This is a genomic window from Enterococcus sp. UD-01 (genome assembly GCF_044909655.1).
Lineage (GTDB): Bacteria > Bacillota > Bacilli > Lactobacillales > Enterococcaceae > Enterococcus_L.
Genome location: NZ_JBIYEU010000007.1, coordinates 61,440 through 81,091, shown reverse-complemented (window position 1 = coordinate 81,091; position 19,652 = coordinate 61,440). Strand labels below are relative to the sequence as shown.

Sequence of the window (19,652 nt, the reverse complement as noted above, 5' to 3'; positions counted from 1 at the left end):
GATGAAAAACAAATGGATTTGGGGAGAACGTGTCGGTTTTTTGTGCTTGTTCCTGACTATTTTAAGCTTAACTATTACCATTACAATCAATTTTCGGCCGTTATATCTTTGGGATATCAATCAACTGCATCTATTGGATTATGTTGCTATGGATCGCGCTACTTTGGTGAAAAACTTTGGACAGCTGATGAGCTATTTGAATAATCCTTTTAATCAGACCTTAACATTGGCTGACTTTCCAGTTTCGGCCAGCGGTGCCTTTCACTTTTATGAGGTGAAACGTCTTTTTCTACTATGCTATGGCGTTTTGTTTGTGACAATTATTCCCAGTATTTATTTCATCTTTCGTCTGATGAAAACCAATCGTCTTTGGCGCTTGATTCGCCCTTTTGAATGGGGAATGATGATACCGATTCTTTTTGCCGGCGTAATGGCACTCGGCTTTGATCAATTTTTTGTTGCCTTCCACAAACTTTTTTTTAACAATAATGATTGGTTATTTGATCCAGTTACTGATCCGATTATTAATGTATTACCGGAAGAATTTTTTATGCATTGCTTTATTTTGTTTTTTGTTTTGCTTGAATTATTCTTTTTCGTAGGGATTGTAGTGGGAAAACGGTCGTTGAAGAAATTATAAGTCAAAATGTAATAAAGAAAGACTGCGGCATTTAAGTGTTTTTACACTGAATGTCGCTTTTTTGCGTAAAGAGATTAGGCGCCTTTTGAAAAAGTAAATAGAATTTATAGTTAATGATTGACATTATTATCAGGTACCTTTATAATAGTTTGTAAGGTACCTGTTAAATAAACCAATGGAGGAATTTTTTATGGAAGAACAATCATTAATGGAACAGTTTCAACGGTTACAAGGACGGTTGCATCGGTATTTTATGAAACGTCGCAGAGAATATGGTCCGTTTGGCAATCCCCATAGAGGACAAGGACGCGTGTTGAATTTGTTAAAGCTAAAGCCTGAAACCACTCAAAAAGAATTATCGTATTTATTGGACATGCGGCCTCAATCGCTAGGAGAGTTGTTGGGAAAACTGGAAAAAAAAGAGTATATTATTCGAGAACCGCTTGAAAGCGATCGTCGCGTGATGGTTATTCGTTTGACAGAAGCAGGCAGAGCAGCAGCAGATACTAGTCAAAAAGATGAAGAAACGCTATTTGATGTGTTGTCAGAAGAAGAACAAGTCTTTTTAAAAGAAGTACTAAATAAATTGTTGCAGGCTTTGGAAGAGGAACTACCGGAAGACGAGCATTTTCATAAAGACTTCCGTCACTCACGTGGACCTGGCGGCGGCTTTCAGCGCGGCGGTCGAGGAGGATATGGCAATTTTGATCCAACGAAGGACCCTAGAAGAGGAAAATTTGGATTTGGTCCCTTTGATCGACGATTTGATGATGAATTTAGTGACTTTTAAATAGTTCACTTTACTTTGGCTAAAATAATTGAATAAGCATTCAAGAAGAAAACTGTAGACAAGTACGTTCAACATTCAGAAAATAGAGTGTTGAACGTCTTTGTCTACAGTACGGGATAAATTATGAACTATTTATTGGGAAAATAGCTGATTTTTGTCAATTGCATTGTGAGAATTACCAAGTAAAACACACTTAGAAACGAACGATCGACAATGCTAGGTAATGATCAAATTCAAAACAGCGAATTATAGGTCAAGAATGATAAGAGGGGATATATTAAAGGTTAGTAATAAGAGTAAAAAATAATGGTTTTGTAGAAAAACACTTATGTTTCAGTGATAACTCAGAGAAAACGTGATAAAAAAGTATTTTCAAAACTAATTTTGGGCAGTATGTATACTAACGAGAAAAAATATATTGTTTAACAGATAATGTAGAAAGATGTGCATAATTCTATGACCTAGATAAAAGTATGTTATTAGAGACCTAGGTATTAATCAAACAATAGAAAGAAACATTTACGTTATTGGACTGGACATAGGAACCGGGTTGGATATTATTAGTGAAATTCTATTCTTAAATGCTTATTTACTTCTCATGCAATGGTAGATGTATCTTTAAGTTTAGGTCATCCTTCTTTTCATTTTAATTTTACCCAAATGTACATAGAAAATATTTTTTTACCGATATATTAAAAAGGATGCGTAATATATATAGCATATCCTAAGGTTTTTAATTTATTTTAAAAAAATATCATTCATTTTGTGGTAAACTATTGTAAAAAAAGAAGGTGAGTAGTATGAAAATTAACAGTAGTTTAAGTGTCGCCGGTGGTGTATCAGCTCAGATGAACAAAGCTGCAAGTGGCTTTTCTTCCGTGGCTGCTGCGGCTACAACCGCCAATAGGACAAGTGTTTCTGGTAATACTAATGCAAAAAATAGTATAACAGCTGTTCATAGCAGGGGACAACGCTTGGCCAATGCAATTGCTCGTGATGGCAATAAGATTCATTCTGTGGCCAAAGAATTTGCGGCGATGGATCAAAAAGTAAAATTCAACATTAGCAGTTCCTCTTTAGGAGGAAAATTCTAATGAAGCAAGTGGATAGAGAAGCAATAATCAAAATGGAGTTAATGCAGTTAGAAATAGCGCAAGAAAGCAATCAAAGAGAAATTCGTAAGCTTGATGAAGCTGAGTATGAGTATAATAGGATTCAAAATTTAGAACGGCACTTTTACCAGGAACTTCTTCAAGCCAACCAAGGAGCAGAAAAACAGCACTTATTTGCTAACTTGGAAGCAGAATCACGCTATTTACAACAAAAGCAGCAGCAACGACTTCAGGAGCGACAAGCTGAACTTCTAGCGCAAAAAAAGGCATTAATAACGCAAGAAGACCAGCTATATATGGAAAGAAGAAAGCTGCTGGATCCGGAAGTAGGTGCTGATCAATGAGCATAAATTTTTTTATTGGTGAAGTAAATAGCCAAAGTGCCGCTGCAAAGAAAATGGCGAATGAATATATCCAGTTTTGTGGTACATTAAAAGATAGTGTCAGTCATTTTATGAGTGCGCCTTTATCCGGTAAAACCTATGATTCTGCTAAGCGATACTTTTCAGCTGTTTATCCTTCATTGGCCAGTAGCTTTATTCTGGTTTGTGAAGCATTGATTGAAGCGCATAGCAAGTTTCCAGCGGAATTTCAATCGCAAGTGGACACATGCGATGTCATTGAGGATCAGCTAAAAGCAGTAATTAATCAAGGACAACTAACGCTGCAGAACATGGCACAACGATTGGATCGAGAAAAAGAACCGAATCCATTTTTAGAACAACGGTACATGCATGTGCAAGCAGCGATAAGGGAGAGTGAAGAAAAGCTACAACGGTTGTATGCTTTTCATGCCAGCTCTCCGGGACTGTTTGCTGAATTTGAAGCACAACTGGCCAACCTAGATGCAGGTCTGGCTGAAGTAGAAAAAGGAGCGGCTTGGAACGCTTCTTCTGGTACGTTTGATCTTGGACGTATGAATTTATCATGGACAAAACCAATTACTAAAGCCTGGGATAAACGACAGAAAAAGATAGATGCGAAAATCAAAAAATTTAAGGAAGAAAACGAACAAATCGGTTATCAATTTGATGAAGCTGGTAATTTAATTGGTGTTTTTGTAAATGGTGAATTTGATCCGGAACGAACCAGGCAAGTACAGGGCTTAATCCAAAAACGTGATATTGACAGTTTAAGAGGTCTGGGATCGGGTTTCATTGACCAATGGGCGAATAACAATGGAAAATCTATTTTGAATGAGTTATTCGGTGAACGACAAGTGAATCCACATTTGGCCGATACAAGCGGTTATGCGACCGGGCAATTCATTGCGGATTTAGTTTCTATGGCACAAGGCGGTGCCGAATACGTTGGCGGCTTTTTATGGATGTTTGGCGGAACTTCTGCCAGTTTGGCCGGCGCACCTGTTACCGGTGGCGCAAGTACAGCTACTATTCCAGCTATAAACACAAGTGGCTTGGCATTATCCGGACATGGTGCAGGTGTATTAAGGAGTGCTTGGGATAGTTTAGGTAAGGGATATCTTGGTAATATGAACCATATGGTTGGTGAAAACGGCACTCAAACAACCAGTAAGACAACCTGGAAAAATGGTAAGACAGAAAGAATTGATGTTGAAAATCCTAACCCAGGCAAACGTCCAGGAGAAGTCCATTATCATGAACCAAATAATAAAAAGTGGAGATTTGACATTGAATCAGGAACTTTTGTAGATCCTAAAACAAGAGTTCCTGCACCACCTAAAATTCAAAAAAAATTAAAAGATAAAAACATTATAAATGGAATAAGAAAAGGATTGGACGTGCTTGGAGAATGAAAGAAGTATTAAATACAAAAATGCATATGGTTGCAAGAAACGCTAAGTTATCAGAAAATAATCATATTACTTTTTCACTGAATAAATTAGATCAATTTTTCAATATAAAAATTCAAAGTATTTTTGATTGCATATTAATAGTTGATGATGAGGAAATCGTATTAGATAAAGAACAATTCACAGAAGTAATTAAAATGTATGGCGATAAAACGGGGTACGAAGCTTCGAATAATGAATTAAGAATAATTGATTATATTGATGATAGAAATATTTCTAAAGAAAGCCAATATCTGCTTGGAAAAAGTTTTATAAAGAATTTAAGTAATAGGATTTCTAAAAAAATTGTCTCTTATTTCAGTTTTGACGATGAGCTTTTAACAATAAGATTTCATATATTCAGGGAAAAAGATGGTTTATGGCTCAATGAAGATTTGGAACAATTTGAAGAAGCTACAGGCTATTTCATTTCGGACTGAGCCTGTTTAATCAATTAGCGGAAAGAATATGCCAAAACATGATTTTAAAGTGGTTCCTTATAAAGCAGATTTATCTTTTGAAGAGATCAAATTCACGGAAACAGTAACAGTTGATGATGACATTATCTTATATACAATCGATACATTAAACTGGATTAAAGCTGCTTGGAATTCAATAGATAACCTGCAAGTTGGTTTAAACTATTATGGTGGCACATTTTTTTATAGTGACTCACTTGTAACGTTTAAATCAATACTGACAGGTTGGGTTTCAATTTTTGAACATGCTACTGAAGAATTTAAATTAGCAAATTCAATGGAGCCAGAGAAACTATTTAAGAAGCAAATAGTACTTGAAGAATTCAACAGTGTAATTCATTTATGTGATGAAGCTTTAAAAGAAGAGAAAGTTTTAGTTCATTATGGAATATAGAAGTATTAACAGTAGGATTTCTTGAATCCAGGGAAAACGATGGTTAGCAACTTTCTGACGGTTAAGAATGGCATGTAGAGGTTACTAGCTACTCATTTTTGTCTGAGCATAATATTTAATTGAACTCTAGAGATATATGATTCTCTAGAGTTTTTTTCGGGTTATCGCTAAATCTTCTTAGTTGAAATAAATGTAGTCCAGAATTTCAAAAAACTATATTGTTTAGATAGATATGAAGTTCAACTAAATAAAGAATAATATACTGCTTACAAGACGTCATGATGTTAATCATGGCGTTCAGATTTCGTCTACAGTCTGCAAGTGGCTAGGACAAGCGTTTAACTCCGAGAACCAAGAGAAGGTATGTTCATCATCGAATCACTACGATCTTCGTAGACAACCGCACCAAGTAGGTACTGTCAAACATCGAATCGCTTTGCTCTTCGTGGTTGTCAGCAATTTCGGCTTATTTCCGAAGGCCTTCAATTCTTAGTGCTTTAGCACATAGAGATTGATGCGATCGACGCGTAGCTAGAGTTGCTTTTGCTTCCGCCATTTATTCGCTCTCTTTTTTTCGTTCTATCTAGTTACTAAAACTAGTTTGTATAATTTTGATAAAAGTGTTAAACTGTTTTTGTAAAAAGAAGGAGGAGCAATATGGACGAAATAAAAGCCTCTTTAAAAAGCTGGGGAACAGAACTAGTTGATGTTCATTTGCCAAGATGGCATGAGCTGCCTGAAATCGAGTTGTATATGGATCAGGTAATTACCTTAGTGGAGCGATATCTATCTCCTATTATTCCAAAAGAAAAGCATACTTTGCTCACTTCTTCAATGGTAAACAATTATGTAAAGCTTGATTTGATTCCTGCACCAAAAAAAAAGCGTTACAATCAAAAACATTTAGCTTTTTTAATTGCCATCACTTTATTGAAGCAAGTATTGACCATTCCGGAAATTAAACAAGGCATTTTATTCCAAGGTGCAGCAGTAGGCATCCGTGAAGCTTATAACTTGTTTTGCGATGAACAAGAAGCGGCGTTGGCTGTCGTCGTTGCTCAAGCATTGGAAACTGAGCCGGTTGCAACATTTGATCAGCCGATTCCTATTGCTTATATGGCTGTTAGAGGCGCCACGATATCTTTTGCAACAAAGCTGTTTGTAGAAAAAGTGATTGAATTGGAACAAAAATATTTAGAAGAAAATGGAGAGCAAATAAATGAATAAGGCAAAGATTGCACTTTTAGTAGATTCAGGAACGGATGTTCCAAATGAATTAATTGAACAATATGGCATGTATATGATTCCCTTACAGATTATCTATAAAGACCGGATTTATACGGATAAGGTGGATATTACGCCGGAAGAAGTTTATGAACGGTTGTCAGAAGAAGTTCCAAGTACATCTTTACCGGATGGTGAAACGATTACTAGAATTTTTGAGCAAATCAAACAAGATGGTTATGAGAAGGTAATAGCCGTTACTATTTCCAGCGGATTAAGCGGAACTTTTAACGTGGTTCGTTTGATTGCTGAAGAATTCACAGACTTGGATACGTTTGTACTAGATACTAAAAATATTGGCATCGGCAGCGGACTGCAGGCCATTGAAGCAGCAAAGCTAGTTGAAGCGGGTGTCCCTTGGGAAGAACTAAAAGAGCAGTTATCCAGAAATGTTGCGAAGGCCAAGGTATTTTTCAACGTTGCCACTTTAGAATACTTGCAAAAAGGCGGCCGTATTGGTTTAGTGGCTTCAATTTTGGGGAATGCCTTAAAATTAAATCCGATTATCTCGTGCAATGACGAAGGGATTTATCATACCGTTGCTAAAGCGCGCGGACGTAAAAAAAGCTTAGAAAAAACCTTTGAAATCGTCAAAAACTTTATTGGTGAACATCAAAAATTTTCATTAGCTGTTGCACATGGACAAGCGCTGGAAGAAGCAGAAGCTTTTTTTGCTAAGTTAAAAGAACATTTTCCTCAAGCTGAGAAGATTTATTTTGGCACGATTAGTCCAGCACTCGTAGTGCACACAGGACCGGGTCTGCTGGGGATTGGGATTCAGTTATTAGATTAAAGAAACGTAAAGAGATCGAGTCAAAACTTGAGGTGCGCCCTAAAAGTTGTACGTAGATTAATCTGTTATTCGGCTGGTATGAATTCGGTATTGAACCGGACTCATACCAGTCAATTTTGCTTTTACTGCACGAAAGCAATTATTACTTGAGCTTCGTGAAACGATTGTTATGGAATTTGAAAAAGTAAAAAATCATTTAGAACTTTTAGATAATAAAATTTATTTGTATGAACAACTTGAAAAAGAACAGTGAGGGTAAATCAAGAATCCTAAAAAAGTGTAATGCTTTTGGGTTAAAGATGAAACAGTGGACAAAATGAGGTATAATAAGGGAGAATATGGATAAATAAAGAAAAAGAGGAGTTTCTTATATGAAAAAAATTCTAGTTGTAGATGATGAAAAGCCAATTTCAGAAATTGTAAAATATAATCTTACAAAGGAAGGCTATGAAGTTTTTACTGCTTATGACGGCGAAGAAGCGGTTGAGCAAGTGAAAGAGGTAGAGCCAGACTTAATTATCCTCGATTTAATGTTGCCCAAAAAAGACGGTTTGGAAGTGGCCAGAGAAGTCCGCAAAACCTATGATATGCCAATTATTATGGTAACGGCGAAAGACTCAGAAATTGATAAGGTTTTAGGACTTGAACTCGGCGCAGACGATTATGTGACAAAGCCCTTTTCGAATCGGGAATTAGTTGCCAGAGTCAAAGCTAACCTGCGCCGCGGGGCTTCAAGTGTCAAAGAAGCTGAAGCGAGTGCGCAGACAGAACTAACGATCGGTGATTTGACGATTCATCCAGATGCGTATATGGTATCAAAACGCGGCAGTAAAATTGAGTTGACGCATCGTGAATTTGAATTACTCTACTACTTGGCAAAACATATCGGTCAAGTAATGACGCGGGAGCATTTATTACAGACAGTCTGGGGCTATGATTATTTTGGCGATGTCCGTACAGTGGATGTGACTGTTCGCCGCTTAAGAGAAAAAATTGAAGACAGTCCGAGCCATCCAACATATCTCGTTACACGCCGCGGAGTGGGCTACTATTTGAGAAATCCTGAACAGGAGTAGTGATCTATGAAGAAAAAAGTTCACTTTTTTCAATCGGTAAATTTTAAAATTGCTTTATCCTTTATTTTGCTGTTACTGATTACCATACAAATCATTGGTGGTTATTTTATTCGCGAAATGGAAAACACCACGATTATCGACTATAAAAACACCGTCGATTCTCAAGTAAAACAGCTGGCTAACACCTTGAGTACAAAGTTGAGTGCGAAAGATCGGGACAGCACCGAAATTGATGCCGACTTAAAAAAGACATTAAGCGATTATTCTACTGAGGAAACAATTGAAGCTCGCGTGGTTGATGACAAAGGAATTGTGAGAGCAACCAGCGACTTGAACAAGCAAGGAGCAGTCAGCAAGAAGAATGATTACCGTGATCTAAATGATTTTACCATGAAAAAATATCCTGCCATGGATAATGATAAACGCGTATATATCAATGTTCAGCCTATTCAATCCCCGACCGGCGAAACAGTCATCGGGGTTCTTTATGTTAAAAGTGACATTGAAGGCAAATATCAGGAAATTACAGATACCGCCAGAATTTTCTTCACGGCTTCTTTAATTGCTGGAGCGATTTCGATCATTGTTACCTTATTGATTGCCCGTTCAATTACGCAACCGATCGGTGAAATGAAGGAACAAGCCCTGCGCATTGCCAAAGGGGATTATACCGGCAAGGTTCAGATTTACGGAAAAGACGAGCTGGGACAGCTTGCGGAAACCTTTAATCAGCTATCCGAGCGTATCGAAGAAGCACAAGAAACGATGGAAGCAGAACGAAATCGTTTGGATAGTGTGTTGGCTCATATGACGGATGGCGTCATTGCGACGGATAGACGCGGCAAAGTCATTACGATTAATGAAATGGCGTTGTCTTTATTGAATGTAAAGGATGAAGATGTGATCGGAACGTCACTACTGGAATTATTGGACATTGAAGCAGATTACACCTTACGTAAGCTTCTGGAGGAACCCGAAGAGATTTTAATCGATCGTTCCTTGTCCTCTCTTGAGGAAGACCAGATGATTATTCGCGTAGATTTTGCAATGATTCGGCGTGAATCCGGCTTTATTACCGGACTTGTATGCGTCCTGCATGATGTTACCGAGCAAGAAAAAAATGAACGAGAACGCCGAGATTTTGTATCAAACGTTTCTCATGAATTAAGAACGCCGTTAACCAGCATGCGCAGCTACATTGAGGCGTTAAGTGAAGGAGCGTGGGAAAATCCTGAAATTGCTCCTAACTTTTTAAAGGTCACTTTAGAAGAAACGGATCGCATGATTCGGATGATTAATGATCTGCTAAATCTTTCCCGCATGGATTCCGGCAATAGTGAACTGCAACTGGAATACGTAAACTTCAATGAACTAATCAATTTTGTGCTAGATCGTTTTGACATGATGGTAGAAGCCAACGAGAAGAAATATACGATTCAGCGTGAATTTACCAAACGTGATTTATGGCTGGAATTGGATACAGATAAAATTATTCAAGTACTGGACAATATTTTAAATAATGCAATTAAATATTCTCCTGATGGCGGAAAAATTACCTGCCGTTTATTGGAAACCCACAATAACGTGGTTTTTAGTGTAACGGATGAAGGGTTAGGGATTCCTAAAAAGGATATTAATAAAGTCTTTGATCGCTTTTATCGTGTAGACAAAGCCCGCGCTCGTGAACAAGGGGGAACAGGACTTGGGCTGGCGATCTCCAGAGAAGTGGTTAAGGCTCACAATGGAACAATCTGGGTGGAAAGTCGCGAAGGTCAAGGGTCTACCTTTTATATTTCCTTACCTTATGAACCGTATGAGGAGGATTGGTGGGAATGAAAATATGGGAAAAAATCATTCGCTTTGGCTTAGTTTTTCTGGTAATGCTTAGCCTTTATTTTTCAGTGAATATCTGGATTAGTCCTTCCAAAAAGGGGCAGACCTTAAAAAGTGATTCACAAGTGGATACAACGGTTGTCAATGAACGAATGGATACGGATGTCTTTCTGCCGTTAAGCTTAGTACGCATGCAAGACGGCAAAGCAGAGCTTAACAATAGTGAAAATTTGATAACCAATATTCAAAATGAAATTAAGAAAAGTCATTTTGATGCGTTGACGCAAGTCGTTAATGGAAACGCCGAGCAATTTGAAAAGTATTTAAGCATGGAACGCGGTTTTGAGCTGTTGTATGAAGGTCCCTTGTTGCTTAGTGAATATGATAAAATTTATCATTTGGAATTAACATTAAGCAGTGAACTTAGAAATAAAGAGATCATTTTCACCTGCATACAGGTCGATCTGACGCATAATAAATTACGCTTTTTAGATTTTGAGCACAAAAATATTTATGAAACAGCCATCTCAATTGATATTGAAAAAGTCTACAATCTAATGAATAAAGTCGGGACACAATATAATCAAATATATACCCAAGAAACACTGCAGAATCACCACTATTTTTTAACAAATGAGTTGAAAATGAAGAAATACAGTTATATTTTGGCCTCACAGCCTGTAACGAAGTTTCGTACGGCGTTTTTCTCCAACACAAAAAATGTGCAAACGAATGAAGACAGCAAGGATCTCTCTTATTCTAACGGAAATGAACGTTTAACGGTAAACGATGAGTTAAAAACGGTTCGCTTCAATGGTACTCTGGAAAATCGCAAATTAACGGCGACTATTTATTCGGACAGTTTTAATTATATAAAAAAATTAGGCACCAGTATGGGCAATCTGCGCTATTTTGACCGTACCAAGACGGAAATAAATTACCGGACATTTGTAGAAGGTTATCCCGTTTTCAGTGAGAATGACAAAGGTCAGGTTAGTGTCACAATTGGCGCTGATAAGGCGGAAACCTCCAGCGTTTCTATTAGAACCAGTGTGGATACGATTCAAGTACCAATTCCTTCAGAAGAAGAAGTGACATTGGCAAGTACGGAAAGTGTGTTGGATCAATTGGTTTTATATGGTGCTGATCAAAATAAGATTGACTCAATGGTTATCGGTTACACTTGGCAAAAGATTGAAGAAACGACTCAAGTAGTTGATTTAACTCCAGAATGGTACATTCGCTATGATGACAAGTGGTATCCAGAGCGTGAATTACTGGAAAAACTGGCGAATTTGGAGGTGGAATAATGGACTTCAAACGAATTGAATGGATCTTTTTTGTAGTTTTTTTATTCTTGAATGTCTTTCTATTCGGCATTTATCAAGCTGGAGTTAAAGAAGAAAACAGCGTAGCTTTTTCTGATCAGACGGACAGTATTGAAAAGCGTCTGGCTAAAGATGGCATCACTTACAAAGGACATCTTTCTAGTCAAAAAAAAGAAGGCTATTATTTGAGTGCCGAACAGACGAATTTTTATGAAGCCATTCAAAAAGAGCAAGAAACCAGAGACCGTAATTTTTTTAAATCAGGCATTGAAATTGTTGATAACTCTTTGACTGTTTATCCGCAAATGAATACTGCCAAAACAAGCTATTTTATTGATGAAAAAAATATCGATAAATCCTTAGAAGCTTTTTTCCAAGATCACGATAGCGTTCTTTATGGTAATGAATATGTTTATATGCCTAACTTCTCTACAGTTGAAGGGGAATTTCCTGAAATTATTGCTTCACAAAGCTATAAGAATATTCCTTTCAAAGATGATACTGCGCAAATATCTTTGAAGCTTGAAGATCCGGGAGAATCAGTGGGTATTCGCAAAATATACAAATATACGCAAACCCATATTGAAGCGATTGAAGAGCTGCGTGATAAAATGGATCTCTATTCTCAACGCGATGCGATTGAAAATTTATATGTTAATAATAAAATTCCAAGTAACGCAAAAATTACCTTCATGGATTTAGCTTATGCAAGGATTTATAAGATACGAGAGAAGAATGTTTATGTACCTGTTTGGTTTATTGGCATTAAATCCAGTGAAAGTAATTTGCAGATTGAACAGGTGAATGCTATGAATAATACAATAATTACAAATAATACGGTACCAAAGGTGGAAAATCACTAAGCTTGGTTGTATAATAAGTAGCTGTAATGAAATGAAGGGAAGAGATGAAACAATGAGTCAAGAAAAGGCTTTTAACATTAGCATTCTTGCTAGCGGCAGTACAGGAAATTCCCTTTTTATTGAGACAGAGAACAAAAAGCTGCTTGTCGATGCCGGCTTGAGCGGGAAAAAGATCACTTCCTTGTTGGCAGAAGTAGGCCGTAAGCCAGAGGAATTGGATGCGATTCTTGTCACTCATGAGCACCGCGATCATATTCATGGAGTAGGAGTTTTGGCACGAAAATATAAACTGGATGTATATGCCAATGAACAGACTTGGTCTGCAATGGATCCGATGATTGGCAATGTGGCGGTTGAGCAAAAGCATATTTTCGAAATGGGTAAGGTTTTAACCTTGGGAGATATGGATATCGAAAGCTTTGGTGTATCTCATGATGCAGCTGCGCCGCAGTTTTACCGTTTTTATAAGAATAACCGCTCCTTTGTCATGTTGACAGACACGGGCTATTGTAGTGATCACATTCGCGGAACGATTAAAGACGCAGATGCTTATTTGATCGAAAGCAACCATGAATTGGAAATTTTGCGTATGGGGCCGTATCCATGGAGTCTAAAACAGCGGATTTTAGGCGATAAAGGACATTTGTCCAATGACGATGGGGCTTTAACTATGGCAGAGGTTATCGGGAATCATACTAAGCGAATTTACTTAGGCCATTTAAGTAAGGAAAATAATACCAAAGAACATGCGCGCATGGCTATGGAATCTATTTTGACTGAAAAAGGATTAGGGGTAAATGTTGATTTCAATGTTTACGATACAGATCCGGACGCAGCATCGGAATTATTTTCAATTTAATAAAATATTGGGGAAGAATGGAAGACATTGGTTTTCTACTTCCCTTTTTTAGTGCAATCTTATGGATACCTTAATAAAAATTACCTTGTAATTTTAAAACTAGTGCAGTATAGTTAACTATATTTTTGAATGTTGGGTTCGTATTTATCTATAGATACGACAGTGCGGGAGGAATTCGATGTTTCAGTTTTTACCTCATTCTGTTTTACAGATGGGCACCATCTTTTTATCTATTGTTATTGAGGCCTTGCCGTTTGTCATGCTGGGATGTGTTATCTCGGGCGCGTTACATGTTTTTTTAACGCCGGAACGCGTAAAGAAATTATTGCCAAAAAATAAATTATTATCTATTTTAGTAGGTAGTACACTCGGCTTCTTCTTCCCATCATGTGAGTGTGGGATTGTGCCAATTGTGCATCAATTTGTAAAAAAAGATGTGCCGACCTACACGGCATTTGCCTTCATGATTACAGCACCGATTATTAATCCGATTGTACTTTTTTCAACCTATATTGCTTTTGGGAATACGGTGAAATTTGTAATTTGGCGCGTTTTAGGAAGCTTGCTGGTTGCCTTAGTGGTTGGCATTTGGCTAGCCTATATCAATAAGGAATCAATCTTGCGTAAAGAAGCTTTTCAAATAGATTCAGCACAAGAACATGAGCATCACCACGAGCATGCGCATAAAAAAGCAAGCTTTTGGCATAAATGCTGGTCAGTGTTGACCCATGGAATTGACGAATTTTTTGATACCGGTCGCTATTTGATTTTCGGTTCATTTTTAGCAGCGGCTATGCAGACCTATTTGCCGACCGGAGCTATTCTACAATTAGGCCGGACGAAGCTTTTAGCGATTCTAGTGATGCTGATTTTAGCTGCAACATTGTCTCTTTGCTCTGAAGCGGATGCCTTTATCGGCTCTTCTTTATTAAGCTTGTTTGGCAATGGACCGGTTGTCGGCTTTTTGGTTTTCGGACCAATGGTAGATATCAAGAATTTATTGATGATGAAACGCTATTTTAAAGGAACATTTATGTTGAAATTTGTGGGCATTGTAACCCTGGTTGTCAGCTTATACGCCCTTTGTGTCAGTTAGGGGCTCATTTTGCTGTGAAGTGCAGCAAAAGAATCAAGCTTCACAGGTCATTTTTTAGAATAGAGGTGTTTCTATGTTACGTTTTTTGATTTTAGTGGGGTATACGATCTTAATGATGTTTTTACAGGTTTCAGGTCGGTTGAATCAATATATTAATGTGCATTATCGGTATTTAGCCATTCTGTCTATGGTGATTTCTTTTGTTTTGGCGCTGGTTCAGCTCATTCTTTGGAATAAAGAAGGAGCAGAGGAATCTCATGACGCCCATGAGCAGCACGAGGATCACGATCATGGATTGAATAAGCCTTATCAGCGGGGAATGGCGTATCTTTTGCTAGCGCTACCTTTAGTGGTTGGCTTTTTGTTTCCGACGGTTAGTCTGGATACTTCAATTGTTGAGGCTAAAGGGTTTAATTTTCCCTTAAGTAAAGAATCGGTCGGAGATCCGGAAATGAAAACACAGTATTTAAAACCGGATACCAGCATTTATTTTAATAAAACAGATTATGATCAGCAAATGAAGCAAGCCTTAAAAAAATATATTAAAAACGATCATGTAACTATTACAGATGAAAATTATTTAGAAGTAATGGAACTAATTTACAATTATCCAAGTGAATTTATTGGAAAAACAATTACGTACAAAGGCTTCATTTTTAATGCTGAAAAAGATGGAGAAACGGATCTATTTGTCTTCCGCTTTGGCATTATTCATTGCGTGGCTGATTCTGGCGTATTTGGGTTATTAACACATATGCCTGAAGGTCAAAGCTTTAAAAATAACGAGTGGGTTGAGGTAACTGGAACTATTCAATCCGATTATTATGCGCCCTTTAAGCGAGAATTACCAGTGGTAGATGTAACAAAAGTCAAATCCATGACAGAACCAAAAAACCAATATGTCTATCGTTCCTTTTAGTATAAATAAAAGGATGAGCCAAAAGTCGTTAAGGCTCGAGCAATAAAAGAACAGACAAAACTAATTTTTTAGTTTTGTCTGTTCTTTTATTATTATTGTGTCCACTGAAGGAGGTATTCGAGTTCGCCTGTTTGATCTAATTGTTCTGCTGTTTTCCTGAATCCTTGATTAAAATAAAAATGAACGGCTTTTTCATTTTTGGCGTAAACCGTCAAGGTTAATTGGGAACAATCCTGTTTTGCCTGCATTAACAGTTGTTGACCAATCCCTTGACTGCGATGTTCCTTTTGCACGAAAATCCCCGCAACAAAGGTGTCGACTAGTCCTAAAAAACCAAGAATCTGCTCTTCTTTTAGATAAACGTAAAGATCAGCTTGAGGTAATTCTTCTTGAACAAGTGCCAGTTGTTCCTGCCAATAGCTAGCTGGAATAAAGGAATGAACTTCAACATTTGCCTGAAGCCAAATCTCCAGCAGTTTTTCCATTTCTGGTTCAGTTATGGAACTTAATTTTTTAATCATCCTGCTGCTCCTCTTTTTGACGTAAAAGACTGGTAATATCGCGCTTTTCGCGGAAATTACGAATATTATGATTTAAAACCTCGGAAAGGACTAGACCCAAGGCGATAGCGCCAGCGATCATAATTGCTTGAACCGCTGAATAAATCGCTGTTTGATAGTTGCCGTTTACCAAGTTTCTAACGGCCTGATAAGCTAAACCGCCGGGCACTAACGGGACCATTCCCGGGATATTGAAAATAGTTACCGGTAATTTCAGCGTTTTTGAAAAAATAAAACTCACGGCTGCCACACTTAATGCACCCAATAAAGAACCTAAAGCGGCATTAGCACCTATTTGACTACTGATCCAATAAACCATCCAGCCGGACGCACCGGATAAGCCGCAGGCATATAATGAGCGTCGTGGTACATTGGTAATAATTGCGTAAGCGGCAGAAGCTAAAAAGCTAAATACAAAATGCACACCTAATTGCAGCATCATAATCATCATTCTCCTTAAAGTAATTGAAACACAAAGGCAATCCCAAAGCCGATCATACAGGAAGTCATCATTGCCTCTGTACCTCTGGAAACACCAGATAGATAATGACCGGCAAGTAAGTCGCGCAGCGCATTGGTCATTTGCACACCTGGAACAAGCGGCATAACGCAGCCAATGATAATCATATCCTGATTCACGCCTAATCCGGCTTTGGTACTAAGTAAAGCGGCACAGCCGATAAACAAGGCCGCTAAAAATTCAGATAAAAACTTAATACGCAATATTTTTAAGCTGAAATAATACAGCATATAACCTAAGCCGCCAATCGCACACGTCAGCAGTAAATCAGACCAAACACCGCCAAATAAAATCATGATCGTTCCGCTAACAACGGCAGCACTGACAAAGCGCAGCCACAAAGGAAAAAACTTTTTCTCCTGCTCCAGTACTTTCAAATGCTGTAAAAGCTCTTCAAGAGTTATTTTTCCCGCTACGTATTCTCTTGAAAACTGATTAATGTTGGAAACTTTTTCAAGATCAATCGAACGATTGACAATTTGTACCATGCGAATCGTTGACGTCCCGTCCAGACCTACGAAAAGCCCAGTCTGTGTTACATAGCTGACCAGCTGATAATTACCAGAAGCTAATGCAATCCGACTCATTGTATCTTCCACCCGGTACATTTCGGCATCACTTTCCAGCATAATTTTGCCGGCCAAAAGACAGGTTTCCAAGACTTTTTCTATAGCTATATCACTCATTAGACATTGCCTCACTTTTTGATTCTCTCTATGCTTTAGTATAGAGGAAAATTGGCGGAAAAAATAGCAGAAAACAATAATTATTCAGCAGGAATATTTGAAAGCAATTGTGAGAATTTTTTGAAAATAATCATATCTCTTTAACGATACTTGTCGTATAATAAAAAATAGAACGTAAAAAAGGGGTGTTGCTAATATGATTTTATTAGGCTCGTTTGTCAATGGTTTGACAATTTTCGTAGGCAGTTTACTTGGAGGTGTGTTAAGAAACATTTCCGAGCAAATGAAAGACACAGTAACCAAAGGAATTGGATTAGGCGTTACAGTGCTAGGCATTCAAATGGCGCTTAAAACTTCTTCTTTTATTGTTATTTTAATTAGTCTTTGTTTAGGAGCCATGGTGGGTGAGGCTTGTAAAATTGAAGATCGAATGAACGCATTTGGATTGAAGCTGGAAAAACGCTATGCTAAACCTGGCAGTAATTTTGCGGAAGGCTTTGTGACAGCTTCTTTGATTTTTTTGATTGGCTCAATGGGCATAATTGGCGGCATCGAAAGCGGCATTGCCAATAATCATCAGACCTTGCTTACAAAGGCAGTAATGGATGGCTTTATGTCTATTATGTTGACAGCGACCTTAGGTGTGGGCGTTTTATTTTCTGCTTTTCCTGTTTTTATTTATGAAGGAATAATTGCTGTTTTAGCGAGTGTTTTAATGCAATATGTGCCTAAAGAATTACTTGACCTGCTACTCACCGAAATTACTTCAATCGGCGGTCTAATGGTTTTAGGAATTAGCCTGAACGTAATAGGTATAACTAAAATTAGGGTTTCTAATTATTTACCTGGGCTCTTAATTTTAATTGGCGTTGTAACTTGCCAGTACTACTTTTTTTAAATAAATAAGTCAAAAGATGACAGACAGCTGTCATCTTTTTTGTGTTAACCTGTTTTTACCATAGGAGAAGGAGTGACATACATGAGTATTCAATTAACAGAAAAAGTAATTAACGGAAAAAAGATTCGAACCAATAATCAGCGTACAAACGAAATTGCTACCTTATGGAGTGAAGTTCCAACCATGCAACTTCAAGGAGAACTATTCGCTGTCTATTCTAACTATACGAGTAATCATACAGAAGATTATGATTTGTTGGTTGGAAATGAGCAGGCGAAATTTGAAGAAGCAATAATTATAAAAGCTGGAGATTATCTGAAGATTCCGGTGTCAGATCCGACCCCAGCTGGAGTCGCTCAGGCTTGGCAAACGATTTGGTCAGATGTAGCTGTGGAACAAAAACGGACCTATCAGACTGATTTTGAGCATTACCGCGAAGACGGAACTATTGTTATTTATCTTTCGATTTAAATACTTAAGCAGCATAAAACAGTAGCCTGTTTTGTGCTGTTTTTTATGCAAAAATAAACATAAAAATCTGTATAAAATGTATAAAAATTAGTTTTAGTTGGGTATTTTTAATAAAAAACCGTTGACTTATCAAAAAATAACTTTTATAATGTGTAAAACAAAGCAAACATGGCTAAAGAAAAGGTGGGAAAAGAATGAAGGTATCAATTATTGGCGCAACAGGCTATAGTGGGTGTGAATTAATCCGCTATCTTCGTTATCATCCAGAAGTTGAATTGACCTCAATTCATAGTAGTTCAACAAAGGATGAAGCTTTTTCAGCCTTCTATCCACATGCAAAGCAGCTTTGTACATTGCCTTTAGAGACCATTGACCCGGAAAAAATAATGACTGTCAGTGATTTGGTATTTTTTGCAACGCCGTCTGGTATTGCCAAAGAGCTGGCGGCGTCATTTGTCAGAGCTGGTTTTCCAGCTATTGATTTATCAGGGGATTTTCGTTTAAAAACTCAAGGTGCCTACGAACGATGGTACGGTCATAGGGGAGCACCTTATGAGCTAGTACAGTGTTTTGATTATGGACTGGCTGAATTTCGCCAGCACAAGCAATCTAAATGGGTGGCTAATCCAGGCTGTTATGCGACTGCTGCTGAGTTATCCTTAGCGCCTTTACTCAAAGAACAGCTGATAGAGCTGGATTCGATCATTATTGATGCTAAGTCAGGTTTTTCTGGTGCGGGGAAGAATTTAACACAAGCCACTCATTTTACCGAAGCACATGACAATATGACGTTATACAAAATGAATCAGCATCAGCATATTCCAGAAATTATCCAGCAGCTTAAAAAATGGGCACCTGAACTTGAGGCGATTCAGTTCTCAACTTCTTTGATTCCTGTAACCAGAGGAATTTTTGCAACAACGTATGTGAAGGCGAAGCAGCCGATTTCTGACGAGGAATTGATTGCTGTTTATAGGAATTGCTATGACGATAATCCTTTTGTCCGCGTGCAAGCTGTTGGCGTTTATCCCACTTTAAAACAAGTCGTCGGCTCAAACTATTGCGATATTGGTCTCGCCTATAATCCGGCAACAAATATGATTACAATAGTAACTGTTATTGATAATTTAGGGAAAGGCGCGGCTGGGCAGGCTATTCAAAATTTGAACCTTTTAGCGGGTTTTCCGGAAGTATATGGACTGGATCAATTACCGCTGTATCCATAAAAATGAAGGAAG

22 protein-coding genes are annotated in these 19,652 nt (G+C 37.7%); 19 read left to right on the top strand and 3 right to left on the bottom strand.

Annotated elements, in window-relative coordinates:
- Position 1: 1 nt before the first annotated feature.
- The 16 genes from ABH902_RS08075 to ABH902_RS08000 all read left to right on the top strand — a co-directional run bounded on the left by ABH902_RS08075 (position 2) and on the right by ABH902_RS08000 (position 15,279).
- The gene (locus tag ABH902_RS08075; protein ID WP_404590201.1) at positions 2-640 is read left to right on the top strand and encodes a TIGR01906 family membrane protein; all 639 of its coding nucleotides are present in this window, start codon (positions 2-4) and stop codon (positions 638-640) included.
- A gap of 190 nt (positions 641-830) precedes the next feature.
- A complete protein-coding gene (locus ABH902_RS08070; RefSeq protein WP_404590200.1) occupies positions 831-1,430 on the top strand; it encodes a MarR family winged helix-turn-helix transcriptional regulator in 600 nt (199 codons plus the stop codon).
- Between the two features lie 800 nt (positions 1,431-2,230).
- The gene (locus tag ABH902_RS08065; protein ID WP_404590199.1) at positions 2,231-2,524 is read left to right on the top strand and encodes a TIGR04197 family type VII secretion effector; all 294 of its coding nucleotides are present in this window, start codon (positions 2,231-2,233) and stop codon (positions 2,522-2,524) included.
- Positions 2,524-2,886 carry a DUF3958 family protein gene (locus tag ABH902_RS08060; RefSeq protein WP_404590197.1) on the top strand — a complete coding sequence of 121 codons (363 nt, stop codon included), beginning with the start codon at positions 2,524-2,526 and terminating at the stop codon, positions 2,884-2,886. Before ABH902_RS08065 ends, ABH902_RS08060 begins: the two co-directional genes overlap by 1 nt.
- Positions 2,883-4,319, top strand: coding sequence for a T7SS effector LXG polymorphic toxin (locus ABH902_RS08055; RefSeq protein ID WP_404590195.1), 1,437 nt, complete (start codon positions 2,883-2,885; stop codon positions 4,317-4,319). Before ABH902_RS08060 ends, ABH902_RS08055 begins: the two co-directional genes overlap by 4 nt.
- Positions 4,316-4,795, top strand: a complete 480-nt coding sequence (locus tag ABH902_RS08050) for a hypothetical protein (protein WP_404590193.1) — start codon at positions 4,316-4,318, stop codon at positions 4,793-4,795. The genes ABH902_RS08055 and ABH902_RS08050 overlap by 4 nt, the downstream gene beginning before the upstream one ends.
- 28 nt (positions 4,796-4,823) lie before the next feature.
- Positions 4,824-5,228, top strand: a complete 405-nt coding sequence (locus ABH902_RS08045) for a hypothetical protein (RefSeq protein WP_404590192.1) — start codon at positions 4,824-4,826, stop codon at positions 5,226-5,228.
- Positions 5,229-5,885: 657 nt separating this feature from the next.
- Positions 5,886-6,455, top strand: coding sequence for a DUF1836 domain-containing protein (locus ABH902_RS08040; protein ID WP_404590190.1), 570 nt, complete (start codon positions 5,886-5,888; stop codon positions 6,453-6,455).
- The gene (locus ABH902_RS08035; protein ID WP_404590188.1) at positions 6,448-7,305 is read left to right on the top strand and encodes a DegV family protein; all 858 of its coding nucleotides are present in this window, start codon (positions 6,448-6,450) and stop codon (positions 7,303-7,305) included. Before ABH902_RS08040 ends, ABH902_RS08035 begins: the two co-directional genes overlap by 8 nt.
- Before the next feature lie 371 nt (positions 7,306-7,676).
- Positions 7,677-8,381, top strand: a complete 705-nt coding sequence (gene yycF / locus ABH902_RS08030) for a response regulator YycF (protein ID WP_404590186.1) — start codon at positions 7,677-7,679, stop codon at positions 8,379-8,381.
- A 6-nt stretch (positions 8,382-8,387) separates the two neighbouring features.
- Positions 8,388-10,217, top strand: a complete 1,830-nt coding sequence (walK, locus tag ABH902_RS08025) for a cell wall metabolism sensor histidine kinase WalK (protein ID WP_404590184.1) — start codon at positions 8,388-8,390, stop codon at positions 10,215-10,217.
- Complete coding sequence (locus ABH902_RS08020; RefSeq protein ID WP_404590182.1) at positions 10,214-11,524, top strand: YycH family regulatory protein; 1,311 nt, start codon at positions 10,214-10,216, stop codon at positions 11,522-11,524. Before walK ends, ABH902_RS08020 begins: the two co-directional genes overlap by 4 nt.
- On the top strand, positions 11,524-12,405 hold the full coding sequence (locus ABH902_RS08015; protein WP_404590180.1) for a two-component system regulatory protein YycI: 882 nt from the start codon (positions 11,524-11,526) through the stop codon (positions 12,403-12,405). Before ABH902_RS08020 ends, ABH902_RS08015 begins: the two co-directional genes overlap by 1 nt.
- A 52-nt stretch (positions 12,406-12,457) precedes the next feature.
- Entirely contained in the window at positions 12,458-13,264 is an 807-nt protein-coding gene (locus ABH902_RS08010) for an MBL fold metallo-hydrolase (RefSeq protein WP_404590178.1), read from the top strand.
- A 178-nt stretch (positions 13,265-13,442) separates the two neighbouring features.
- Positions 13,443-14,360 (top strand): permease, encoded by a 918-nt coding sequence (locus ABH902_RS08005; RefSeq protein ID WP_404590177.1) that lies wholly within the window; start codon positions 13,443-13,445, stop codon positions 14,358-14,360.
- 73 nt (positions 14,361-14,433) lie between these two features.
- Entirely contained in the window at positions 14,434-15,279 is an 846-nt protein-coding gene (locus ABH902_RS08000; RefSeq protein ID WP_404590175.1) for a TIGR03943 family putative permease subunit, read from the top strand.
- A 92-nt stretch (positions 15,280-15,371) separates the two neighbouring features.
- On the opposite strand, the gene ABH902_RS07995 is transcribed toward ABH902_RS08000, so the two are convergent.
- From ABH902_RS07995 to ABH902_RS07985, 3 genes are read right to left on the bottom strand one after another with little or no spacing between them, the layout of a single operon-like run.
- The gene (locus tag ABH902_RS07995) at positions 15,372-15,800 is read right to left on the bottom strand and encodes a GNAT family N-acetyltransferase (RefSeq protein ID WP_404590173.1); all 429 of its coding nucleotides are present in this window, start codon (positions 15,798-15,800) and stop codon (positions 15,372-15,374) included.
- Positions 15,793-16,278, bottom strand: coding sequence for a threonine/serine exporter family protein (locus ABH902_RS07990; protein ID WP_404590269.1), 486 nt, complete (start codon positions 16,276-16,278; stop codon positions 15,793-15,795). The genes ABH902_RS07995 and ABH902_RS07990 overlap by 8 nt, the downstream gene beginning before the upstream one ends.
- Positions 16,279-16,295: 17 nt before the next feature.
- Positions 16,296-17,045 (bottom strand): threonine/serine exporter family protein, encoded by a 750-nt coding sequence (locus ABH902_RS07985; RefSeq protein WP_404590171.1) that lies wholly within the window; start codon positions 17,043-17,045, stop codon positions 16,296-16,298.
- A 196-nt stretch (positions 17,046-17,241) separates the two neighbouring features.
- Between ABH902_RS07985 and ABH902_RS07980 the strand changes: the two genes are divergently transcribed.
- The 3 genes from ABH902_RS07980 (at position 17,242) to argC (ending at position 19,640) form a co-directional block, all read left to right on the top strand.
- Positions 17,242-17,943, top strand: coding sequence for a DUF554 domain-containing protein (locus ABH902_RS07980; protein WP_404590169.1), 702 nt, complete (start codon positions 17,242-17,244; stop codon positions 17,941-17,943).
- An 81-nt stretch (positions 17,944-18,024) separates the two neighbouring features.
- Positions 18,025-18,414, top strand: a complete 390-nt coding sequence (locus ABH902_RS07975; protein ID WP_404590168.1) for a GyrI-like domain-containing protein — start codon at positions 18,025-18,027, stop codon at positions 18,412-18,414.
- 194 nt (positions 18,415-18,608) lie between these two features.
- On the top strand, positions 18,609-19,640 hold the full coding sequence (gene argC, locus ABH902_RS07970) for an N-acetyl-gamma-glutamyl-phosphate reductase (protein WP_404590166.1): 1,032 nt from the start codon (positions 18,609-18,611) through the stop codon (positions 19,638-19,640).
- Positions 19,641-19,652 lie beyond the last annotated feature (12 nt).